General features: G+C 54.1%; 24 protein-coding genes. 6 read left to right on the forward strand and 18 right to left on the reverse strand.

Annotation, left to right across the window (positions count from 1 at the left end):
* Positions 1–267: 267 nt before the first annotated feature.
* Together RMSM_RS26005 and RMSM_RS26010 are read left to right on the forward strand one after the other, a co-directional pair.
* On the forward strand, positions 268–579 hold the full coding sequence (locus tag RMSM_RS26005) for a BON domain-containing protein (protein WP_008703768.1): 312 nt from the start codon (positions 268–270) through the stop codon (positions 577–579).
* Between the two features lie 24 nt (positions 580–603).
* The gene (locus RMSM_RS26010) at positions 604–1,506 is read left to right on the forward strand and encodes a CHAD domain-containing protein (RefSeq protein ID WP_008703770.1); all 903 of its coding nucleotides are present in this window, start codon (positions 604–606) and stop codon (positions 1,504–1,506) included.
* Here RMSM_RS26010 and RMSM_RS26015 read toward each other — a convergent pair.
* The 9 genes from RMSM_RS26015 to RMSM_RS38910 form a co-directional block, all read right to left on the reverse strand.
* Complete coding sequence (locus tag RMSM_RS26015) at positions 1,503–2,654, reverse strand: c-type cytochrome (protein ID WP_040769439.1); 1,152 nt, start codon at positions 2,652–2,654, stop codon at positions 1,503–1,505. The genes RMSM_RS26010 and RMSM_RS26015 overlap by 4 nt on opposite strands.
* A 5-nt stretch (positions 2,655–2,659) precedes the next feature.
* Complete coding sequence (locus RMSM_RS26020) at positions 2,660–3,295, reverse strand: cytochrome c oxidase assembly protein (protein WP_008703774.1); 636 nt, start codon at positions 3,293–3,295, stop codon at positions 2,660–2,662.
* The gene (locus RMSM_RS26025; protein WP_052031813.1) at positions 3,295–3,678 is read right to left on the reverse strand and encodes a hypothetical protein; all 384 of its coding nucleotides are present in this window, start codon (positions 3,676–3,678) and stop codon (positions 3,295–3,297) included. The genes RMSM_RS26020 and RMSM_RS26025 overlap by 1 nt, the downstream gene beginning before the upstream one ends.
* An 18-nt stretch (positions 3,679–3,696) precedes the next feature.
* The gene (gene ctaD, locus RMSM_RS26030; protein WP_008703778.1) at positions 3,697–6,246 is read right to left on the reverse strand and encodes a cytochrome c oxidase subunit I; all 2,550 of its coding nucleotides are present in this window, start codon (positions 6,244–6,246) and stop codon (positions 3,697–3,699) included.
* Entirely contained in the window at positions 6,243–7,175 is a 933-nt protein-coding gene (gene coxB / locus RMSM_RS26035; RefSeq protein WP_040769431.1) for a cytochrome c oxidase subunit II, read from the reverse strand. The genes ctaD and coxB overlap by 4 nt, the downstream gene beginning before the upstream one ends.
* A 24-nt stretch (positions 7,176–7,199) precedes the next feature.
* The gene (locus RMSM_RS26040; RefSeq protein WP_008703781.1) at positions 7,200–7,559 is read right to left on the reverse strand and encodes a hypothetical protein; all 360 of its coding nucleotides are present in this window, start codon (positions 7,557–7,559) and stop codon (positions 7,200–7,202) included.
* 175 nt (positions 7,560–7,734) lie between these two features.
* Positions 7,735–8,343, reverse strand: coding sequence for a YeeE/YedE thiosulfate transporter family protein (locus RMSM_RS26045; protein ID WP_201767079.1), 609 nt, complete (start codon positions 8,341–8,343; stop codon positions 7,735–7,737).
* A 75-nt stretch (positions 8,344–8,418) separates the two neighbouring features.
* A complete protein-coding gene (locus tag RMSM_RS26050; protein ID WP_008703786.1) occupies positions 8,419–8,976 on the reverse strand; it encodes a YeeE/YedE thiosulfate transporter family protein in 558 nt (185 codons plus the stop codon).
* Between the two features lie 335 nt (positions 8,977–9,311).
* Positions 9,312–9,479, reverse strand: coding sequence for a DUF1328 domain-containing protein (locus RMSM_RS38910; RefSeq protein WP_081614331.1), 168 nt, complete (start codon positions 9,477–9,479; stop codon positions 9,312–9,314).
* A gap of 299 nt (positions 9,480–9,778) precedes the next feature.
* On the opposite strand from RMSM_RS38910, the gene RMSM_RS26060 reads away from it, so the two are divergent.
* Positions 9,779–10,858 carry a mechanosensitive ion channel family protein gene (locus tag RMSM_RS26060; RefSeq protein WP_008703792.1) on the forward strand — a complete coding sequence of 360 codons (1,080 nt, stop codon included), beginning with the start codon at positions 9,779–9,781 and terminating at the stop codon, positions 10,856–10,858.
* Positions 10,859–10,917: 59 nt separating this feature from the next.
* Positions 10,918–11,610 (forward strand): hypothetical protein, encoded by a 693-nt coding sequence (locus RMSM_RS26065; RefSeq protein ID WP_008703793.1) that lies wholly within the window; start codon positions 10,918–10,920, stop codon positions 11,608–11,610.
* Here RMSM_RS26065 and RMSM_RS26070 read toward each other — a convergent pair.
* The 8 genes from RMSM_RS26070 to RMSM_RS26110 form a co-directional block, all read right to left on the reverse strand.
* Positions 11,607–12,671, reverse strand: a complete 1,065-nt coding sequence (locus RMSM_RS26070; RefSeq protein WP_008703794.1) for a CNNM domain-containing protein — start codon at positions 12,669–12,671, stop codon at positions 11,607–11,609. The two genes, RMSM_RS26065 and RMSM_RS26070, sit on opposite strands and share 4 nt — an antisense overlap.
* A 721-nt stretch (positions 12,672–13,392) precedes the next feature.
* Positions 13,393–13,752 carry an Hpt domain-containing protein gene (locus tag RMSM_RS26080; protein ID WP_008703799.1) on the reverse strand — a complete coding sequence of 120 codons (360 nt, stop codon included), beginning with the start codon at positions 13,750–13,752 and terminating at the stop codon, positions 13,393–13,395.
* 38 nt (positions 13,753–13,790) lie between these two features.
* Positions 13,791–14,033, reverse strand: a complete 243-nt coding sequence (locus RMSM_RS26085) for a hypothetical protein (RefSeq protein WP_144057970.1) — start codon at positions 14,031–14,033, stop codon at positions 13,791–13,793.
* A 5-nt stretch (positions 14,034–14,038) separates the two neighbouring features.
* Complete coding sequence (locus RMSM_RS26090) at positions 14,039–14,563, reverse strand: phage holin family protein (protein ID WP_008703802.1); 525 nt, start codon at positions 14,561–14,563, stop codon at positions 14,039–14,041.
* A gap of 5 nt (positions 14,564–14,568) precedes the next feature.
* Positions 14,569–14,769, reverse strand: coding sequence for a hypothetical protein (locus RMSM_RS26095; protein ID WP_008703803.1), 201 nt, complete (start codon positions 14,767–14,769; stop codon positions 14,569–14,571).
* A complete protein-coding gene (locus RMSM_RS26100) occupies positions 14,766–15,185 on the reverse strand; it encodes a hypothetical protein (RefSeq protein WP_008703805.1) in 420 nt (139 codons plus the stop codon). The genes RMSM_RS26095 and RMSM_RS26100 overlap by 4 nt, the downstream gene beginning before the upstream one ends.
* Positions 15,186–15,187: 2 nt before the next feature.
* Entirely contained in the window at positions 15,188–15,619 is a 432-nt protein-coding gene (locus RMSM_RS26105) for a CsbD family protein (RefSeq protein ID WP_040769434.1), read from the reverse strand.
* A gap of 420 nt (positions 15,620–16,039) precedes the next feature.
* Positions 16,040–17,338, reverse strand: a complete 1,299-nt coding sequence (locus tag RMSM_RS26110) for a mechanosensitive ion channel family protein (protein WP_144057971.1) — start codon at positions 17,336–17,338, stop codon at positions 16,040–16,042.
* Positions 17,339–17,998: 660 nt separating this feature from the next.
* Here RMSM_RS26110 and RMSM_RS26115 point away from each other — a divergent pair.
* Entirely contained in the window at positions 17,999–18,184 is a 186-nt protein-coding gene (locus RMSM_RS26115) for a hypothetical protein (protein WP_008703813.1), read from the forward strand.
* Positions 18,174–19,025, forward strand: coding sequence for a cysteine peptidase family C39 domain-containing protein (locus RMSM_RS26120; RefSeq protein WP_008703816.1), 852 nt, complete (start codon positions 18,174–18,176; stop codon positions 19,023–19,025). The genes RMSM_RS26115 and RMSM_RS26120 overlap by 11 nt, the downstream gene beginning before the upstream one ends.
* A gap of 146 nt (positions 19,026–19,171) precedes the next feature.
* Here the strand turns inward: RMSM_RS26120 and RMSM_RS26125 are convergent, their stop codons facing one another.
* Positions 19,172–19,537 carry a hypothetical protein gene (locus tag RMSM_RS26125; protein WP_008703818.1) on the reverse strand — a complete coding sequence of 122 codons (366 nt, stop codon included), beginning with the start codon at positions 19,535–19,537 and terminating at the stop codon, positions 19,172–19,174.
* Between the last annotated feature and the right edge of the window lie 837 nt (positions 19,538–20,374).

Here is a 20,374-nt window from a genome sequence, read left to right on the forward strand (position 1 = left end):
TCGCTCCGCGATGGCTCAGAATTGTCCACATAACACTTGGCCAGATCTCAAAATTTATTTTCTTTCCGCAGGCACGACCTCCTGGCGAAGCAACGTTCGCATCGGAGCCAAATCGAATTCGATTGCACCACAACGATTTAGCTCAATCGCAATTTGTGTGCCATCAGATTCTGCCCGGATGACGGCCCAGCGAATCAGATGACAGCGGCCTAAAAATTGCTATCTTTGCTAGAGCCCCAACCCTGTCACCAAGCAAAAGGCTCATTCATGATTTCGACGCCAACATCGAATCGTCGACACCCCGCAAACTCGTCTCCTGCAAACCATCCGAACAATCCGAGTTTAAAACCTGCTGCTGTGGTCCATCCCGCACACCGTTTGCAGGGAAACCAGCTCGAAGCGGCGCTTCGAAAGACAGGGCGCAAGCAGCTTGAAAAGGTGGGCGTCACGGTGGAAGGCCGAGTGGTTATCATGGAAGGACGTGTTGACTCTTATGTCTTAAAGCAGATTGCCCAGGAAACGCTTCGCCCGCATCTGCGTGGCATGACCCTTCGCAATCGTTTGGTCGTTTCTTCCTAGCAAGCAGCTCGCGGTCCTTTTTCTATGGCGTTTCGACTGAAACAGAGTGAATCAGTCTCTAAATCCGTACGACGCATTGCCAGAGAGCAGATTGAAAAAGCGATTGAGGAAATCGAAGCTCCGAAGCTGACGCAATCGAAAAAAGTACACCAAGTTCGCAAACGATGCAAAAAGCTACGTGGCTTGGTGCGTCTGGTCCGCTATTCGATGACCGACGATTATCCTTACTCAAATGCGAATGCTCTGTTTCGTGATATCGCAAAACCTTTGTCGGAAGCACGAGACAGCAAAATATACCTCGATACCTTCGATGCACTTCTAGAACAATGTGCCAACGCGAAACAGCGAGCTCGTTTCCAGTCAATCCGCGACCAGCTGTCACAGCATCGACAACATTTGTTGCATGACGAAGTGGATGTTGAAACGCAACTTGGCGAGGCGCGGGGGCAATTCAGCAAAGCGTTCAAGGACGTCCGCCGCTGGCGATTCAACGAGAAAGAGTACGATGCCTGGGGTCCCGGATTCGGCGAAACCTATTCACGTGCACGTACGGCATTTCGGGATGCACAGAGCAATCCATCGACCGAAGTCTTTCACGAATGGCGAAAACGAGTCAAGTATCACTCGTATCACTGCAAATTATTGCGATTTCTATGGCCAGCGTTGATGAAGTGCCGGCAAAGTGAGGGAGAGCATTTGGGTGATTGGTTGGGCGTCCATCACGACTTGGCCGTGTTAAAGCGACACATCGCCGATTCGCCAACGGACTACGGCAACCGCAAAGTCACCAATGCCTTTGTCGACTTGATTGACAAACGTTCTGCGCAACTCGAATCGAGCGCTTTCCGTCTAGGCGAAAAGATGTTTGCTGAAAGCACGAAAAAGTTCCTGAAGCGACATCGCCGCTATTGGAAATCAATCCGTTAGCGTGAGTAGTACAACGCTAATGCATCGATCTGTTCGTCAGACAACTTGTCAGCGATTGGATGCATCAGATCGGCATTTTCCGTGCCGCCTCGATTTTGCTTGGCAAACAGATGCAATTGGTGACGTAGGTAATACGCCGGTTGTCCTTCTAATCGAGGATACTCGGCACTACGGTCGATCGGGCTGGGGCCGTGACACTCGACACAGGATGCGATCTTCGACGGGCCGTCACCATGATTGGCTAGCGTTTCCCCAAGTTCGTAAAGTCGTTTCTGTGCTTGGTCCAAATCAGACGGCGGCGTAGCGGCAGGCTTCGATGCGGGGTCGCCTAATTCGCTGTCCGAGGCTAATTTACTACCCAAGGCCGAATCGCCGTCCGATCGATGTTCGGGCTGAGTTGAAAAGTAATCGGCCAGCTTTCGGATTTCTTCGGCTTCCAAGCGAGCTGCGATCGGTTCCATGATCCCGCTATGCCGCTGTCCTGTTTTGAATGCCTCGAGCGTCCGTTCGAGATACTCGCGATTTTGTCCAGCGATCACGGGGACTCGGTCGCCGGCGCGTCCGTGACCATCGGCACCATGACATGACGCACAGGCGTCCGCAACAAGCTGCGTCGTCGCCGAATCGATCTCCATCCCCACCTTGATATGGTCCAAGTAGGTCGCATCGTCCATATCCTGGAACGATTTTAAAAACGCAACCAGGGGCCAGATTTCGTCATCACGCTGACGTGACGGCCAAGCCGGCATCCCCGCGAACTTGATTCCATGCTTGATGATGTAAAACAGCTCGCGTGGCGTTTGATGGAACGTTGCCGTGGGAAGGTAGGGTGGCGATGGCGTCATTTCTGCGGGCACACGTGGCACAGGCAATCCCGGGCGTCCATGGCACCAGCGACAATTGGCTTCGTAGCTTGCTGCTCCCAATCGAATCATGCCGGGTTCGTCCAGTGGCGGCGGTTCAATCCCAGCACTATGAAAATCGACCGATCGGTCACTGGCGAAATCAAGGATCCACGCCGTGATCGGCCAATGCCCGCTGCTGGCTTTGACCGGAAACACTCCTGTGACCAGAACGACGACTCCGATCACGCCTAGACCGACCAATAAGATCGCTAGCTCTTTAGCGCGTTGCCAATTTGTACGCATGTTGCTCATCCGACATTCGTCCTCATTTCGTATCGATCAAGCGACACGAGGTCTTTGGTTAACCACAATCCACCCGCCAGAAATGCGATGCCTCCCACCACCAGCATCACGGCGCCTCCGAGGTGTTGATCCATGATCGGCGTCAACATTTCACTATGGCCATGATGCATGTATAGCAACCGCGGTGACATCACCAACAATGCGCCAAGCAGCGTCATGTGCATCGAAGTCAACAACAACCCAATCACTCCGGCGGCACTGCGACCGCGATCGCGTGGAACCGCGCCGCCAAACGCCGACATCCATACCCACAATCCGGCTGCCAAAAACATGCCTTGCTCGATCACAAAGCCTAGCATTGAATGGCGAGCCCAATGATGCAGCCCCGGCGCGTGCCACGCCCAAACGATCAACAGCTCACCAACCGATGCGGGAACGGGCGAAAAGGATCGCGGAAACCAGATCACCGGATCCCATGTCTTACCGGCGATGGCAATCGCAAGCAGCGGTGCCGCCACGGCAACCACCGCCATATGCAGTGTCATGTGCGCCGCAAACGATTGGGTTGCTAACTCAGGAAGCGGCCCCAACCACGCTGCCGTTAATACGATCCAACCAAGATTCCACACCGTGATCTGCATCAGTCACAACTCCGGATGAACACGACCACCAGCGCGGTGAAGATCGTCGCCACCCCGCTTAGCAGCGACAATAAAAAGGTAGCTTGCCCAGTAAATCGGATATGGTCACCGGCGGTGTTCTTGTCATGAGGTGGGACTCCCCCTTTGCGGTGCTTTCGATAACCAATGGTTCCCACCACGACAATGATCGCCAATGCGAGAATCGTGTAACCAGCGATCGCGATTCGCACGGGCGACGCGTTGCCCGTTTCGTCAGCGAACTTGGCACACCAAATTGCGATGGTCAGATAACTGGCCAAAAAATGAATCGCCCAAACGCCGGGTGGCACCACCAACCACAGGATGTGGTTGCGTCGTATGGGGGTGGATTTGCTAGAATTCAAGGGACGCGCTCCTTTCTTTTAGGCCACCCACGGGAACCACGCGATCACGGCAACCGTGATCAGCGACGTCAACGCCAAAAAGTGCCAAAACAGCATCACATTGGTGATGTCAGCGTCATAACGATCCGTCATCTTGCCGGCCAATCGGCGTGCAAAACAATACGTTTGCATCAACGCTCCGACACACAAGTGAACTGCCGTCCAAAGCACCAACACACACACGATTGCCGGATAGACGTGACGACTCGGATCCATCTGCGTCGAAATGGGGCTAAAGGCAAGTGCACCGGCAGCCAACAGCGACATGCCAATCGCGAATGCAGTGCTGAGATAAAATCCCAAGGCTTTATCAGCACGGTTGAATTTGTGTGCGGCCCATGTCAATAGCCAAGCCCCCGCCGCGACAGCAAGCGAGAGGTTCGGCCACAGCATGCCAGGCCCTGCTGCATCTTCGGGAGGAAAATCATCGTGAATCGTCCAGTAAAAAAAGTAGCCAAACACCAATGACATAAACGCGGTCATATCACCCAGCATCGTGATAAACATTGCCCACCAACCGACCGATCGCGGGCCCGAGACATAAATCGGTAGACTCAATCCCAACCCCACATCCTTGTGCGATTTTTCCGGAATCACGGCCGTCCCCGTCCACAACCACACGATCACCATTGCCAGCGCCAACACGCCACTGATCACCGCGGCCGTCCACCAATGATAGGTCGAAAAGATAAAGACACCGCCAGTGAACAACGCTGCAAAAAAGGTCACAAACGTCGGCCCGGGAACGCGCAGACACTGAATTGGTTCGGCATCCATCGTGGATGTAACCAATGTCTCACGAAGCCCTTCTTCGGCGTCGGGTAAATAGAATTTTCCTTGGTCGATGTCGTCGACAAAGTTCTCTTGATCCCACAACGGATAACGGCTGGTGATGATCGGGATCGAGCGTATGCCCCAAGGTTGATCAGGAACCTCGGCCAACCATTCCAACGTTCCGGCATTCCAGCAATTGCGTGGTGCAAGCGGTTCGTTTTTCTTCGGACGCAGCACGTCCCACAGAAAAACGACAAACCCCGCGGCCAACACAAATGCGCCCACGGTCGACACCAAATTCAACGTGTCAAACCCCATCGCTGCAGGATACGTATAGACTCGCCGCGGCATCCCCAACAATCCGGTCAAATGCATCGGAAAGAAGCTGACGTTAAATCCGATCAGCGTCAACCAAAATGCCCAACGTCCGTAGCGTTCGGACAACGCTTTGCCTTTGACAAGCGGATAGTAATAGTAGACGCCCGCCATGATGGGAAAGATCGTGCCACCGACGAGAACGTAGTGCAAATGCCCGACAATAAAGTAAGTGTCATGAGCCTGGTAATCAAATGGCGCCACTGCCACCATCACGCCAGTTAACCCACCGATAATGAACGTCGCCAATCCAGCCAACACAAACAACAGCGAAACGGATTTCGTGATTCGGCCAATCAACAAGGTAGCGATGAAGCAAAAGATCTGGATTCCCGTTGGGATCGCCACCGCTTCGGAAGCTGCTGAAAAAATCCCAATGGTCAACCCCGGCAAGCCAGTGGTGAACATGTGGTGAACCCACAATCCAAAGCTCAAAAATCCGGTCCCTACCGCCGCCAGGACGATCCATCCATAACCGGCCATCGGCACGCGGGCGAACGTTGGCACGATCATCGCCACCAGTGCGATCGACGGCAGAAACACAATATAGACTTCGGGATGCCCAAAGATCCAAAACAAGTGTTGCCACAATAGCGGATCACCGCCTCGGGATGCGTCGAAGAACGGCCAATCAAGCGTCCGCTCTAGTTCCATCAACAAATCACCCGCAATCAGCGGCGGAAAGGCAAACAGAATCATGACGGCGACGACAAGGATGTACCAAGCGTACAACGGGATCAGATTCAACCGCATTCCCGGCGGTCGACACTTCAACACGCCGACGATCAGTTCCACCGCCGCAGCAATCGAGGCAACTTCGATGAACGAGAGTCCCAGCAACCAAATATCGACTCCGACATCGGTTTGATACTCGGTGGTCATCGGCGGATACATAAACCAACCGCCGCGAGGGGCAACTCCAAAGAAAAGCGACCCGCAAACGAAGATTCCACCGATCAAAAAGCACCAATACCCATACGCCGACAATCGTGGGAATGGTAAATCTCGAGCTCCCAACATTTGAGGCAGCAGCAAGATCGAAATTGCTTCGAGAATGGGCACTGCGAACAAGAACATCATCACGCTGCCGTGCAACGTGAAAACTTGATTGTATTGCTCGGGTGTCAACCAATCGTTCTCTGGCAGCGCTAACTGAGCCCGCATGATCAGTGCAAGCACGCCACCAAATAAGAAAAAGGCGAACGAGGTGACGGTGTACCACAAACCGACTTCGGAATTATTGACAGCCGACCAATACCGCCACCCTGTGGGCGTTCGCCATGGCGCGAGCAACCGCTTCGCTTGCGCCGACAACCCTGCTTCGGCTGCGGCCTCGTCACTTGAGGTCGATTGGTCCTCGCTTCGGTCATCCTGCCTCATTTCAGTTGCTCCAGATAGGCAACCATCGCCTGTAGATCGTCATCGGGCAACGAATCAAATTGGGGCATCTCGGCTCCAGGTTTGACATCATGCGTCTGCGTAATCCAGCGAGCAAGATTTTCGGGATTATTCTTCAGAACGCTGGCAGCGATGCTGAGTCGGCTACCGAAATGTGTCAGATCGGGACCCACCTTTCCTTTCGCATCGGTACCGCGAACCGCATGACACGCGCTACAGCCGTATTTGAAAAACACTTGCTGTCCCGCGATCGCATCGGGTTCAATCGGCTGTTTGGCGGGTTCGGATTGTCGTGCCAACCAATCGTCGAATTCATCAACGGGCATGACGACCACATCAAAATTCATCTGTGCGTGTGCCTTGCCGCAGAACTCGGCACACGCGCCACGGTATGTACCCACGCGAGTCGGGTGCAACTGCAGACGCGTCTGACGTCCTGGAATCATATCGACCTTGCCACCAAGCGATGGGATCCAAAACGAATGGATCACGTCTTCGCTGTCGAGTTTAAATTCCACGGGCTGATCGACAGGCAAGCGAATCTCATTGGCGGTTGCAATTTTTTCGCCATCGGGGCCAATGTAGTCAACTCGCCACCACCAAAGCACGCCGCTGACATGAATCTGCAAACTGCCACTCGGTGCCGGACGATGTAGATCGGGCAACATCGGCAGCGAGAAACAAAGCAAACCGGTCAGCACGATGGTAGGAAACACAGCGCCACCACCAATCACCAACAACTTGGTGGTTCGCGGATGATGTTCCCCTGGTTGATAGATAGCGTAGACGGCTAACCCGATCACGATCAACCAGATCGCCACCGCGCCTCCGCTCATCCAGTAAAACAGATTCGCAATGTCCTCAGACGCTCGGCCTGCGGCATTGAATGTCGATTGCGGCGTTTCGATGATCCCGTTCCCGGTGCAGAGTGATGATCAGGCGTCGGTGGCCGAACTGATGTTTGCCGCTTTGGACTTGCTGTCATCGCTGGGCTGCTTTGATTCCCAACGTGCCAATTCCTCGAATTGTTTTTGTAGTTGTCCTGAGATACTCGATAGAGCACCGCCACGATGCATCGCCGTATCACGACAACGATCTTTCACACGGTTCTCGATTTCGACCTGCAGCGACGCACCCTCTTTCCGAGAGAAACCGCTCATTAGCAACGACTTCAGCAGCGACTTTGTCGACGCTTCGTCGATCGTCGACGACGGATCATTGCCTTCGAGCTGCTCGCAGCAGAGCTCAGCAAGCTTGTTAAGTTGTTCGTCAATTTGTGGGTTCGTATCGCTCATCAGTTGTCTCACAGAGAAATTTCAATACTAAAGGACGTTTTCCGGTGAACGTCACCAGAATGCTCGTTCCCAAGACTCGGCCTGCAATCGACTAGCCCTGGAAACGCAATGCTGTCGCGGCTTCCGCCTCCGCTTGCCATATTCGGCAGTTTGCCTTTCTCGCTCGCGAGCCAACTCAGCGGGTGGTCAATGTTTCGACGACCGCCAACACCACAGCCAATAGGATGGCGCTACCGAAGACCACCGCAGTCCGGTTGATTGGCAACCAGTCGAACAGCGTTAGTTTGCCGCGGTCGCCGATCGGATCGATCTTGCGTCCGATCCATCCCGAGCATTCCGCGAACAAATACGATCCGCCCATCATTCCAATCATCATTGCGATCGCGTCGTAGTTGCCTTGGCCAAGTGCTGCGGCACCGGTCCCCGGACAATAGGCCGACAATGCAAAACCGACGCCAAACAACAATCCGCCAATAATGTTCGATGCATAGCGAGTCGGTTTGATGTGCAGCTCCACTTTTCCACTGCGGTGCAGCAAGTGAATACCAATCATGCCCACGATCACGGCGGAAAGCATCACTTTCAAAACGGTAAAGTCTTGAAGCAATAACTGACCAATCAGCACGTGGAACTTCGCAACGCCCCCCTTCTGCAACAAAAATCCGAACACGACTCCAAAAACCATGCCAAGGGCAAGCGTCTGAGCGCCGGCAGTATCGGCTTCGTTTTTTGATTTGGATTCCGCCGTTTGGTGAACTGTGGTCGCCATCATCTCCTCCGTCATTCGGATCGTTTGAACCAATTAATTTTTCGTGATTAAGCCCGCGGGCGGTAGTCGTTCGCTGAAACAGCCACCTATCTAAACCAGATAAACGAACATCGCGGTGATAATCCCACCGATGAAAAAGCAGATCGCTGAAATCCAGGAACCGACCGCCAACTGTAGCGTGCCGCTAATCCCATGACCGCTTGTGCATCCGCCGGCCATCCGTGCACCGAACGCCATCATCATGCCGCCCGCCAACGCCACAACGATCCTCAGCATCCCGCTGTCACCGCCGAAACGATCCTGCCACATCGCAGGCAACAGTTGCCCCGTCAATTCATTGCCGGTCCAGGCGGCCAGAAAGGCCCCGATGACGGCACCGAAAACCAGCATCACTTCCCACCCCACGCCCGGTGGCTTCTTCTTGAAAAACGCAAGCGAACGAGTATGCGATGGTGCAACTTTCTCGCCAATCAGTCCAGCCAATTTCGCGTATGCTGTCGAGGCACCAAGTGGCTTGTTCGAAAAATAGAATGTCAACATCGACAAGCCACCGATCAATGCACCGACCAGATAGGGTGACCATGCTGGCCCCGCGTAGTTCAACGCATCAATGTTCTGATCCGCGATCAGCCCCAGTTCGATCATCATGATTACGATCCTTTTTCGTGTTCAACCTCATAATTGGCCGCTGTCCACGCACCATAACTGCTTGAAAACTGGCGACGTGCTGAAACCTCGAGGCAGCCCTAAATCAGCGTGGCTCGCGAGCGGCTTCCCGCTCACATGAAACGCACGAAAGCCGCTGACTGCTTGTTGAACTAGCCCGTCTTCAGAATGCTTCGTTTAACCATTGACCGATAGGCGTACGCATCACGGATGCAAGTACGCCTTCGGCTGATTGTCTAAACGACTAAACCAACAAGTCGTTGACGACTTCCGCTGCGCCTAACGGAACTCCGACCACGCCGGCGACGCTCGGGCGATTAGACCGTCGGTCCGCGTCGTCCCATTACCAGACTGACAATAAAGAGCACAAGGAATACGACGAACAACACCTTGGCAATCATCGCAGCCGAACCCGCAATTCCACCAAAACCAAGTACCGCCGCAATCAATGCGATCACCAAAAAAGTTAATGCCCAACCTAACATCGGAGTCTCCAATCAAACAGAAAGTGAGTGTGTGTATACGGTCCATCCGTTGGCGACATTCACCAGCGGGTTGCGTTACGAAACAGACGATATTGCGATTCTCGTGCCACAGGTCCAAGAATCGTGAAAACGTTCCAAAACCGTTGGCAACGCCCGAAACTTGATTCCGCACCACGCAGTTTGGTCGCTAGCAAGCCAACACAAGAGTGATTGATGCCATCAATACCGAATGCAGAGAAAGGCATAAGAGTTGCGTTCGCGTTAATGCCAAACCACCAACACCTACGCGAGACAAACCAATGGCGACTCTCTTTTCCCTTCCTCTCGCTGTTTTCGCGGTCGCGCAGGACGGTACAGCAGCCACCGAGGAAACATCCGACCCGGCTGATGATGTTGCCAACCCAAAGGATGTCCCAGGCGAAGTCGACGTCAACATCGATACGGTCTGGGGAACGGTCGACAACATGATCGACAGCTTTCTTGACCGGTTGCCTTTTTTATTAGTAGGCATTGTCGTCTTTGCCATCTTCTATTTTGTTGCCAAGTTAGTTCGGCGTTTTATTCGCAGCAGCACCCACGGCAAAAGCTCAGCCAATTTAGGGCGTGTGATGGGACGTGTTGCTCAGTGGGTACTAGTTTTTGTTGGGCTGATCTTAGCCGTTGCCATCATGGCTCCGTCGGTCACGCCAGGCAAATTGTTAACCTCGCTAGGCATCGGTGGTGTCGCGATTGGGTTTGCATTTAAAGACATTTTGCAAAACTTTATGGCTGGATTATTAATCCTGCTCAATGAACCCTTCAAAATCGGAGACCAAATTGTTTCGGGCGACCACGAGGGGACGGTCGAATCGATCAAGACTCGCGCAACGTTGATCAAGACTTATGACGGCAAACGAGTCGTGATTCCTAACAGCCAGATCTACACCAATCCCGTCGTCGTCAATACCGCCTACGACTGCATACGAACACAATATGACGTGGGCGTCGGTTATGGCGACGATCTTCGTCATGCGGCAAAGGTCATCTTACAAACACTCCAAAATACGGAGGGTGTGGTCAGCGATCCAGCGCCTGACGTGGTTGCAACCGAACTAGGCGGCAGCAGTGTGGTGTTGAGGGCACGATGGTGGACGGCCTCCGAACGCGTCAATGTGGTGCGCACCGGCAACGCCGTCATCAGCGATATTAAAAAAGCCCTTGACGATGCAGGAATCGACATGCCGTATCCTACCAACGTCACTCTGTTACATGATCAAACCGAGGATTGTGATGGCGACCGAACACAGCAACGTGAAGGTTGGCCCGCAGGCGAAAATCCCCCGAATCCTCGGCCAATTGGACTCCACCGTGACCGTCCAAACGCGGATAACAAATCTTGAGCGACGCGTGCTTTCACTCTCGACGATCTATCAAACGCACAACATCAAGGAACAATGACATGCCCGATTCTGCCTCGTGGTTGCTCCATCAATGGGTGGTTGCCGGGATCGTTTCGTCGACCGCTCGGTTTATCCCGATTCCATTCGTCGACGACATCGTCCGCGACCAATGCCGTCGGTTTGTCGTCTCGCGCACTTTATCGTCACACCAACGCAGCGATCTGCTTGGCGAATTGAGACCGTACTACGCAAACAGCGACGGTTGCGTGGCGGGATGCCTGGGGTTGCTGGCGAAAGCCCCATTGAAGATTCTGCTGTTTCCGCTTCGCAAAATCGTTGCCATGGTCACTTCGATTAGGGGCGTACCGCTTGAAATCATGAGAACGGTGTTACTCGGACGCACCTTGGATCGTTATCTAGAGCGAGACGAAATCACGTTGAACTCCCACAACGCCAATCAGATGCGATTGGCATTTGACGAGACCTTCGCACGTATGGATTTTCGAGTACTGCGTGCGGCGTTGACCGATGCGCTTTCGAGTGTTAGTGGATGGAAGTCAGCGGCGATCGCGGTTGCGACTCGAGTGGCGGGACAGAAAGAGACGGCGGAGCAGGATCTGCAATCGGATCCCAAAGTCGACAGCGGAGCGAAACGCATCACGGAAGTGCTCGACCGGCCGGATACCCTCGAGCTCTTCGCGGAATTCGATCGCCGATTTGACGAAGCGATCAAACAAATGGACGTACGTTAATCGTTTGCCGACGGTGCCTCAATTCCTTGTTTCTCACGTCGCATTTCCCAACGTTGGCGGGCAAGTTCCTGCATGTTAACGGTCGCATCATGCTCGTCCACGATCTCAAGTCCTAGCAGCGTCTCGATAATGTCCTCAAGTGTCACCAAGCCTTCGACGCCGCCAAATTTATCCATGACCATCGCGATATGAGCACGTGAATCAAGCAGTTTGTCAAATGCGACGGTAATACTCTCGTCTTCACCAATTCGCATGATGGGACGCGAAAAATCCGAAAGCGGTTTGTCGCTGTGACCCGACACGACCGAAGCCAACAAATCGCTACGCAACACAAACCCTGTCACATTGTCGCGACGTTCTTGGTATAGCGGAATCCGCGACACCGGCAGCGTCTTGAGTTCTTCGGAAATCTCTGACAATTGCCGCGTATCCTCAAAAGCGATCACTACCGTGCTTGGTGTCATCACATCCTCGACCGTGATCGACTCGAGCTTCAACAAATTGCGCAGGATGCGAGATTCATGTTGTTTTAATAGCCCTTCGCGGGTTCCCAATTCGGCCACCGCGGCGATCTCAGCACGCGTGACAAGCTGCTGCTGCTTGTTCCCTGACAACCATCGCGTTAGGTATTCCGACATCCACACCAATGGCAACATCAACACGATCAACCCTTGCACCATAAACGCCACGCTGCCAGCGAGCCGGCGCCAATGCAATGCCCCGACGGTTTTAGGGATGATCTCGCTGAGCACTAGAATCATCAACGTCAACAACGCACTGATGACACCTAAATATTGATCCCCGTAAATTTTTGCCGCCTGTGCACCAACCCCCGCGGCCCCCACGGTATGGGCAATCGTGTTCAGACTGAGTATCGCCGCCAAGGGACGATCAATGTTCTCTTTGAGCTGAATGATCCGCTGGGACGATTTCGTTTCGTCACGCCGACGCTCAGCGATGAAGCTGGGTGTGATCGACAGCAGAACAGCTTCGGCAATCGAACACAGAAACGAAAAACCAATCGCGACGCACAGATAGGTGATGAGTAGAAAATAGTCCATAAGAAACGCGTCTGTCTCGTTCGAGGCGGCGATTGGAAAAAGGTGCAAATCACCATCGCTAAGGGATTTGCCATCATCATACCACGTTGGCAATCACAGCGGTTCCCTACCCCCAAACCAACACCCAGCGGAAGCCGCAGTGAAGCAGGCTTTGAAAACAGACTGGCCCATCGTTTGCATTACCGGTCGTTTGCGTGATGCCAGATTTCAATTCCCCGTACATTTACCACGAAAGGAGTAAATGCGAATGTCGTCGCAAGTTTCGGCCCCCCAACCTCAAACCATGAACAAAACCAATTCCGACGAAAGCCCACTCACAAGCGACGATCAAAGGGCGCTGCCCGAGCCTGACACGGGCAATTCGTTTAGAAGCACCGTGATGCAGCGATTCCCAACACACTTGGTGCTCGCATGCATCAGCGTGGTGGCCATCGCCTGCTTCGTCGTAGCGACCTGTTTTTGGCTAACGCAAGCCTTATCGGCCTCGAATAAAGTGAGCGCCGGCAGCGCATGCGGCATATTGGTGTGATCAGAGTTGCGGCAATCGCACCGTAGGGAAAGCGCTGTTTCGAAATGGCGTAGGTCGACCACCCGTTTTGAAAAAACGTTACAACGCTTGCCCAAACGGTTTCCAGGATTTTGCCAATGATTCCTGGCTTCCTACTTCGCTTGCCGCTCAGCCGAGCGGCAACACCCCGACAGCCCCAATCTCACAGTCGCATTAAGACCGGTGGTTTAGCTGTTGCACCTGTCCGATGAAATGCTTTAGCGACGGCATCAAGTCGTGAAACATCATCGTTACCGATTTTGAATGCCCCGACCGTGCTTCGTCGATAAAGGGCTGTAACTGTGCCACAGGCGGCCCGGTGTGAAAAGTGCTCAGCAACCCTTTGAGCGCATGCGCCGTCTGGGCCACCTCGCCGAGCTGATCCGACCGCAATCGATCCTCGAGTTCCCTTAGCATGCCGGGAGCATCCTCGGCCACAATTTCAGCAAGCTCGATGAACATTTCCTCATCCCCTCCCACACGTTCGAGGGCATCGGAAAAACGCGTTCGCTCGGCTTCGCTTAAAGTTGACATAATTCATTCACGCCTTGACTTGAGGATCAGATCCAATTCTATGGTCGCAACTTCCATCCAACGATAACGCCCAGCCCGAATGCCCAGCATGCAGCGACATCGGGATTATCTTTGGCGTAGGCTTTGACCAAGCTAAAGATGTCTTGAGCTGGCTCTTTGACGTAATGCGTAGCGGCGCCCTGCGCAGCCTCACCAGCGCCGGACGCGATCCGGCTGGCGGTTTCCTTTGCTTGATCGGATCGTGTGGGAGATTTGCTATTTTCAGCGGGCATATTCGACATGGATTTTACCTTGGATAAACGGGAGGACGTTGGCCGGAATCATGCGTGGAACCGCTCCACGTTGACTGTCGACGTAATTCAGGATCTTCATCCGAAAACGATTCTCGGCGAATCTGGTTTCGGGGCGAGGTTTTGGGCGACACCAACGTGGCCTTCAACCATCGCAGATTTTCGGCGAACTCGGACTTGCTCTCGCTCATTGCAGCCGAAGCGGCACCCACCGCTTTCAGCGCGATCCACCCGAGCAACGCGACGATGACAAAAAACGCGGCACCGACAATCAACAATGATTCACCCGCGGAAAGCTCGGTCAACTCGGACAGCAAAAACCCACCACCGACCATCAGCACCGTTAGAGCGGACCCGGCCAATGCGACCGCGACCGCGCCGCACGCGATGGCCTGCGAAAGCTTTCGCTTGGCTGCTTGGCTGTCGACCGACAACAACTGCATCTGCAACTCGAATAAATCGAGAACATCCTCGGTCACTCGCTGGAAACTGGATTGGCGATCACGTGATTCTTCGGTCATTAGTATCACCAATTCTTTCGTTTGACGAGCCAACCAATCACCACACCGACTGTTAAGGCAGCGGCAACCGCAACGGCGGGCTGGGCTTCAATCGCGTTTTGAATACGTCGAGGAATTCGACTTTCTTCTTCCTCGATCGCCTGCATATGTTCTCGTTGCAGCCCACTAGTTTCGCTGCGACGACGATGTTCAAGAGGGGCGATCATGATAGATGCTGACTCCTAGCTTTAAGGATTGAGTCGATGGGGTATTTCGACGACAAGGCTTTTGTGAAATGATTCGCTGCCATCGACGTCGCTTGCCTTAGCGCCATCGCCGCGACCGCGGCGGCAATCCCCCCCAGCATGCCTTTCTTGGCCGGCTCACTCGGCTGTGCGGCCGCTTCATGATGCACCACGACAGTATCGCGTTGTTTATGTTTGGCGGGCACCAACCAATATCCCACTACCACTGCGGCGGCCAAGATTGGCAGCGGACGACGTGACATGTGGTAACGCCAATCCGACAACTGCTTGACCCGTTGCCGCGCGTCATCAACGTCGTAGGGCAGGTCGGTACGAATTTCTCGCATCCGCGTACGAATTGCCTCGGACTGTTTTTCAGTTGCAAGCGTAGTAGCCATGTCTATTTCTTTCGTCCCAAGAACAGGAACGCACCGGCGGCCAACCCCAACCCAAAAGCGATTGCCAAGGTCTCACCCGGTCGCGTGCGTGCACGATCCACCAGCTTGGCTGAATAGTCACTCGATTGGCTGGCAAAACGCTGGGCCTGCTCTCGGGCATACTGACTCGCCTCGGCGGCCACTCGCTGAGCAGCGTCACTATATTGCTGGACGGTTTCGCTCGCCTGGTCCCGCACCCCGCCGCTGAACAAGCTATCGAGGAACCGCTCGATCTCATTGCGAGTCGCGCCGGTTTTCTGCTGAACCACCCCTACCAATCGATCCGCCGAACCTTCGGCGCGACGCAAGTCGTCTTCGGTCAGCTGCGCCCAATGTTCTTTCAGACGCCCCTTCACCTCGTTCCAGTGACCTCTGAGTTGTTCTCGATCTGGCATCAGTCTCTCCCTCGATTGTCTGCACACTGTTTCGTTCTGTTTCCTGCAATATCACCGCGGCGTTTGGCCCGGCAATCTCGTGCCGCTTGGCGCAGCAGCGTGGTACGAAGCATACGCCCACATAATCGCAGCGAAGTTCCCAACAAAGCACATGACGTGCCAAACAACGCTGGAAGGGATTCAGCCGCTGTACTTACCAACACAACGACTGTTTGTCAGCCAAATTGGTCGATCACCGCTCGGGCCGGTGTTATTTGGCATGAGTTTGACAGCTGAGCTGCCTTGCCAGCCAAAGGACCGGTCAACCGCAACAACGACGCCGCGTTGAATCGACCGAATCATGGCCGAACAGCGACCTAGGCGTCTTGTTGCCGACCGGTTCGTCCCTAAGCTCAATCGCCCCGCTTATTTACAGTAGCGTCATTTTTGGTAGACATTACTGGGCTGATCGGAAACAATGTCGGTCACAGGCTCGCTGGAACCACGGCCGTCGATTGTGATCTTTTGCTCGGCATCCTTGAAGACCAACGTGCGATAAGGGAACGGAATCTCGATCTTGGCTTCATCAAGTTCACGTTTGATTGCGGCGATGACTTCATCGCGACTTCGCCGTACGTCGAGCGGCTTGGCGCCGGTCCACCATGCGACCTCGAAGTTCACACTCGAACTGGCAAATTCCTGAGCAAAGATTTCGACGGCGCGAACTCCTTCGACCGACTCACACCCTTGCACCGCCTTACGAATCACTTCACGTGACTGGTCTACGTCCTCGTCATAGGCAACACCACAAATAATTCGAACGCGTCGCTGCGGTTGATTCGTTAGCACATCGACCGTGCTTTTGAACAGATTCGCATTGGGAACAACCGCCAATTCGCCGTCCAGACGACGAATCAACGTATTGCGGATCGTGATCTGTTCGACTCGCCCGGTCAGGTCGTCGCACGTGATAAAGTCGCCGCGGTCAAACGGATATCGCCACAGGATCAAGATGCCAGCGAAAAAGTTTTCAAAAATGTCCTTAAACGCAAAACCGACCGCAACCGATCCTAACCCCAGCACAGTCAACGCCTTCGACGGCGTCATCCCCGGAAACGCGACCACGGTGGCCGTGAGAATGCCGACAATCCATACGGCGATCGACACCAACTGGTAAACCAAATCCTTCAAACTGGTTCGCAGCTTTCGATTATCGAGAATTCGGACGATCGACCAACCCACGAATTTCGCCAACAGCGACGTTACCACCAACACGATTGCAGCCGCGATTAACAAAGGCGATCGCACCAGCAGATCACGCCACAATTCGTTCAAAGACCTAGCGATGACTTGCTTGCTGGAACTAAATTCGACGGCGCTGTCGACCTCCATTTTGTTGATCACAGCGATCACATCCTGGGTCCGCCTTGCCGTATTGCCCGCCCATTCACGATGTTCTTCGGTATCCGCCACTCCAGAGATCGTAACGATGCCGTTGTCGGACACGATCTGCAGATCGCTATACCAGCCCGATGACTCGAAGATTCGCTGCAAGCGTGATGCGATTGCAGAATCCTCGGCAACGTCTTCCACCCCAATCGTCGCCGGTGGTTCACTCTGGTCCTCGCCGTCGGTGGACGAAGCGTCCTGAGCAAACGCCCCTGAAGCAGTAACGACGAGCAGTCCTAGAACGAGGGTGCATTTTAGTAGCAAACGTTGGGCAGGATAGAAGGATTGCATTTCGGATGAGGTGAAGCTTGGATGAGTTGAAGCGAGAACTTGAAAAGTAGCGAGCGACATTGCGGACGACCTTGACCGCAACCATCTTGCGGTAACCCGTCGTTCGCGCAGCCCATTTGCAGAGGCAATTCCCCCCTGTCCATGCATTCGCCATGCCGTTTCGTCATTACGGCGCTCCCCCAATGCCAACTACTTTGTCACTATACGGGTGGCGTTTGTAGCGGTGCGGCGCGGGGCCCGCCCGGTCTAAACCGAACGTTTCACTCGCCTCAACCGGACGGCTCGCGCCGTGCCGCTACCAAAGTAGATGCTCAAGTAGTGGGATTCGCCAGAATTCCCCTCTTTGCTGTTGAAACACCAGGAACTCTGGCGAGTCCCACTACGAAAAGTAGATGGCATTGGGCGCTACCGCGTTGTGTACAGCGGACTTCTGAAGACTGGCATGCCCTTTGCTCGAACTATTTACCATTCACTGTTGAGCAGCCAGCCGAAGCTGTGCTCGCATTAGCGTACGCCTATCGGCTAATGGTTAAACGAAGCATGGCAAAGTCAGGCTGAATCAACAAAAACGGTTACTAACCAAACAACTTCTGACTGCATAACGATGTTGAAATCGCGTGATTTCAACTTTCGACTACATTACAAGGATTTACGATTACGATGACCACGCCGAATGTTCAAACCGTCCATGGTGTTTCACATCCTACCCGTGACGAAGCTGCCAAGAACGTCCCGGACGATGCTGCCGAACCACCTCATGAAACCTCGACACAAAAGTATCGCGAAGAAACGGCGGAACGCTTGATTGAGAACAACGAGGCAGCACGAGAGCAAAATGGCGATTGATTTGATGGTCGCAATCGCGGTGATGACGGTGGTGGCGGTGGCGTGTGGAATGTTCACCGCTTTCTACGCTTATTCGCGCAAAGGACAACGTACGGTCCTTTGTCTAACGCTCGCCGTCTTTGCGATGGTTTATTTTCTATTCTATGGATCTGGCCAACTCTTCTGGGCCAAGTTTGTTCCGTCGTCCGCCGCGATTATCTACACCAACTTCGCAGCAATCTTTGCTGCGTTGGCAGCCGGTTGGGCGTGGCGGCTACCCAACACGCCCCGCTGGCGTCGTGGAAGTCTTACCACGCTATTGACCCTCAGCGCTTTGGCTGCGATCAACTGGCCTTTGCTTTCCATCGCAGTACGTCCACCGCCCCAAGGCGGCGATGATTGGGAAAATGGCGTGGCGATGCAAACGTCTTGGGCGACTTGCAGCCCCGCAGCAGCCGCGACCCTGTTTCGCGGCGAAGGGATCGAAGTCAGCGAGGCAGAAATGATCCCTCTTTGTCTAACCGATTCCAGCGGCACGCCGACTCTTGGCCTATATCGAGGTGTCAAGCTGATTTCAGAGCAACATGACCGAACCGTCGAGGTGCTGGATGAAACACATGCCGAGTTGCTCGAAAAGGACGATTGGCCAGTCCTGTTGGCGGTCGAGTTACCATTTGGCGTTGACGATCGTCGCTATGCGGACCAGTGGGGCTGGATTCCTGGGCTGGGACACTCGGTTGTTGCTTTCGGCAAACGTCCCGACGGCAGCATTCTGATCGGTGATCCGTCGGTCGGATTGGAAGCATGGAACGAGCACGATTTGCAAGTGCTCTGGCACGGTGGCGGAATGCGAGTCAAATAAAAACGCTCGTCTTGAAATTCCAGTTTCGCCTAAATTTCGCTCGCCTGCATTTTGTTCGCACTGCATATTTTCGCATCGCAGGAAGCAGCCTGCGATGCAGTGAGTCTACCAGATAGGAGCCAAGGAACGACGACGGCCCGACAACCTTACTCGGAAGTCGGGACACCCGGTTGGATATCCTCGACGCCCTTGACTTCTTCCCTGTTGCGTTCAAGATTGGGCTCACTCAAGTCATTCAGCTTGACTGTTAATTCTTCTTCGGCGTCTTGGACCATCGTTTCCGCGGTCTCTTTGGCGTCGCGGACTTCCGCCGCCGCTTCCTCGCGTGCATCGGCAATAATGTCGACGGCTTCCTCTTCGGACTCCGCGACAATTTCCGCAGCACGCTCACGCGCCGACTCGAGGTTCTCTTGTGCTTGTTCCGCTTCTTCACGCGGGGTGGTCGGTTCGCTTTGACAACCCAAGCAGCTAATCAGTAACGTTGCGACGGCAGCAAGTTTAGTCGTTTTCATAGAATGTATTAAAGGGAATCATGCGACGATCGTAGTCGCAATCAGGAATACTTTGAATCAAAAAAAATCGCGTGCCCCCAAAGCGGTCACGCGATCATCGCTGACTTACCGACAATACTATTCGGCAATCACGTCCAAGATTTCACGAAGACGAGAATCGCTAGTGGCACGCTTTGCCACGCGGACGTCTGCCTTTAAGCGGACGATTGCATCCGCGGCACGGCGAACCACGTTGTCCTCGTTTGTGAATTGCTGCCAAACAGCCTGGTTTGCATCCAAGTGAAATTGGACCCAATTTGCATCCGATAGATGTTCCATCCGTTCGCTGGTATAGCGATCAAGACTATTTGGATTTGCGGCAGTAGGCACAGCGGGTGCATCGCTCACTGCATTTCGGCGTGCGGTGTTATTTCGGCGTGCGGTGTTCGCAATCATTTCGTCTTCACCGTCGATTCTCTCTGCTGGATCATCCAGGTCGATATCGTCATCACGATCTCCCTCAGCGTCGACTCCCACTACCGGGCTCGCGTTATTGATGTTGTAGTCCACATCCGGATCGAAATCGTCACTGTCGTAAATCGAATCTTCAGCAAAGGGCAGCGTTGCCGAACGCGTCATCACTTCTCGTTTGCTGATTCGATCGGACGCGGGACGCTGCAAACCACGGCGGCCCGCGGCGGCCGCGATCGCGCCTTCGACCCCATCTTCGATTGCGTCCGCCCGATTGCGGGACTCTTTGGCCGTTTCGTCGATGTAATCATCGACGCGATAGGGCCCCANATCCAACAGGGTCGCAGGTCCGGTCAGCTCATCATCCAGCCCGGGATCGCGCGACCC

It is taken from the genome of Rhodopirellula maiorica SM1 (assembly GCF_000346295.1).
Lineage (GTDB): Bacteria > Planctomycetota > Planctomycetia > Pirellulales > Pirellulaceae > Novipirellula > Novipirellula maiorica.

Excerpts from the sequence above, each read along its gene's own strand:
- RMSM_RS26080 (WP_008703799.1), bottom strand. The coding sequence starts at position 13,752 with ATGTCAACTTTAAGCGAAGCCGAGCGAACGCGTTTTTCCGATGCCCTC.
- RMSM_RS26090 (WP_008703802.1), bottom strand. The coding sequence starts at position 14,563 with ATGACCGAAGAATCACGTGATCGCCAATCCAGTTTCCAGCGAGTGACC.
- RMSM_RS26110 (WP_144057971.1), bottom strand. The coding sequence starts at position 17,338 with ATGCAATCCTTCTATCCTGCCCAACGTTTGCTACTAAAATGCACCCTC.
- RMSM_RS26070 (WP_008703794.1), bottom strand. The coding sequence starts at position 12,671 with ATGGACTATTTTCTACTCATCACCTATCTGTGCGTCGCGATTGGTTTT.
- RMSM_RS26005 (WP_008703768.1), top strand. The coding sequence starts at position 268 with ATGATTTCGACGCCAACATCGAATCGTCGACACCCCGCAAACTCGTCT.
- RMSM_RS26060 (WP_008703792.1), top strand. The coding sequence starts at position 9,779 with ATGGCGACTCTCTTTTCCCTTCCTCTCGCTGTTTTCGCGGTCGCGCAG.
- RMSM_RS26020 (WP_008703774.1), bottom strand. The coding sequence starts at position 3,295 with ATGCAGATCACGGTGTGGAATCTTGGTTGGATCGTATTAACGGCAGCG.
- RMSM_RS26095 (WP_008703803.1), bottom strand. The coding sequence starts at position 14,769 with ATGATCGCCCCTCTTGAACATCGTCGTCGCAGCGAAACTAGTGGGCTG.
- RMSM_RS26010 (WP_008703770.1), top strand. The coding sequence starts at position 604 with ATGGCGTTTCGACTGAAACAGAGTGAATCAGTCTCTAAATCCGTACGA.
- RMSM_RS26085 (WP_144057970.1), bottom strand. The coding sequence starts at position 14,033 with ATGTCGAATATGCCCGCTGAAAATAGCAAATCTCCCACACGATCCGAT.
- RMSM_RS26015 (WP_040769439.1), bottom strand. The coding sequence starts at position 2,654 with ATGCGTACAAATTGGCAACGCGCTAAAGAGCTAGCGATCTTATTGGTC.
- RMSM_RS26045 (WP_201767079.1), bottom strand. The coding sequence starts at position 8,343 with ATGACGGAGGAGATGATGGCGACCACAGTTCACCAAACGGCGGAATCC.
- RMSM_RS26100 (WP_008703805.1), bottom strand. The coding sequence starts at position 15,185 with ATGGCTACTACGCTTGCAACTGAAAAACAGTCCGAGGCAATTCGTACG.
- ctaD (WP_008703778.1), bottom strand. The coding sequence starts at position 6,246 with ATGAGGCAGGATGACCGAAGCGAGGACCAATCGACCTCAAGTGACGAG.
- RMSM_RS26105 (WP_040769434.1), bottom strand. The coding sequence starts at position 15,619 with ATGCCAGATCGAGAACAACTCAGAGGTCACTGGAACGAGGTGAAGGGG.
- RMSM_RS38910 (WP_081614331.1), bottom strand. The coding sequence starts at position 9,479 with ATGTTAGGTTGGGCATTAACTTTTTTGGTGATCGCATTGATTGCGGCG.
- RMSM_RS26125 (WP_008703818.1), bottom strand. The coding sequence starts at position 19,537 with ATGAAAACGACTAAACTTGCTGCCGTCGCAACGTTACTGATTAGCTGC.
- RMSM_RS26065 (WP_008703793.1), top strand. The coding sequence starts at position 10,918 with ATGCCCGATTCTGCCTCGTGGTTGCTCCATCAATGGGTGGTTGCCGGG.
- RMSM_RS26120 (WP_008703816.1), top strand. The coding sequence starts at position 18,174 with ATGGCGATTGATTTGATGGTCGCAATCGCGGTGATGACGGTGGTGGCG.
- RMSM_RS26040 (WP_008703781.1), bottom strand. The coding sequence starts at position 7,559 with ATGAGCGATACGAACCCACAAATTGACGAACAACTTAACAAGCTTGCT.
- RMSM_RS26115 (WP_008703813.1), top strand. The coding sequence starts at position 17,999 with ATGACCACGCCGAATGTTCAAACCGTCCATGGTGTTTCACATCCTACC.
- RMSM_RS26050 (WP_008703786.1), bottom strand. The coding sequence starts at position 8,976 with ATGATGATCGAACTGGGGCTGATCGCGGATCAGAACATTGATGCGTTG.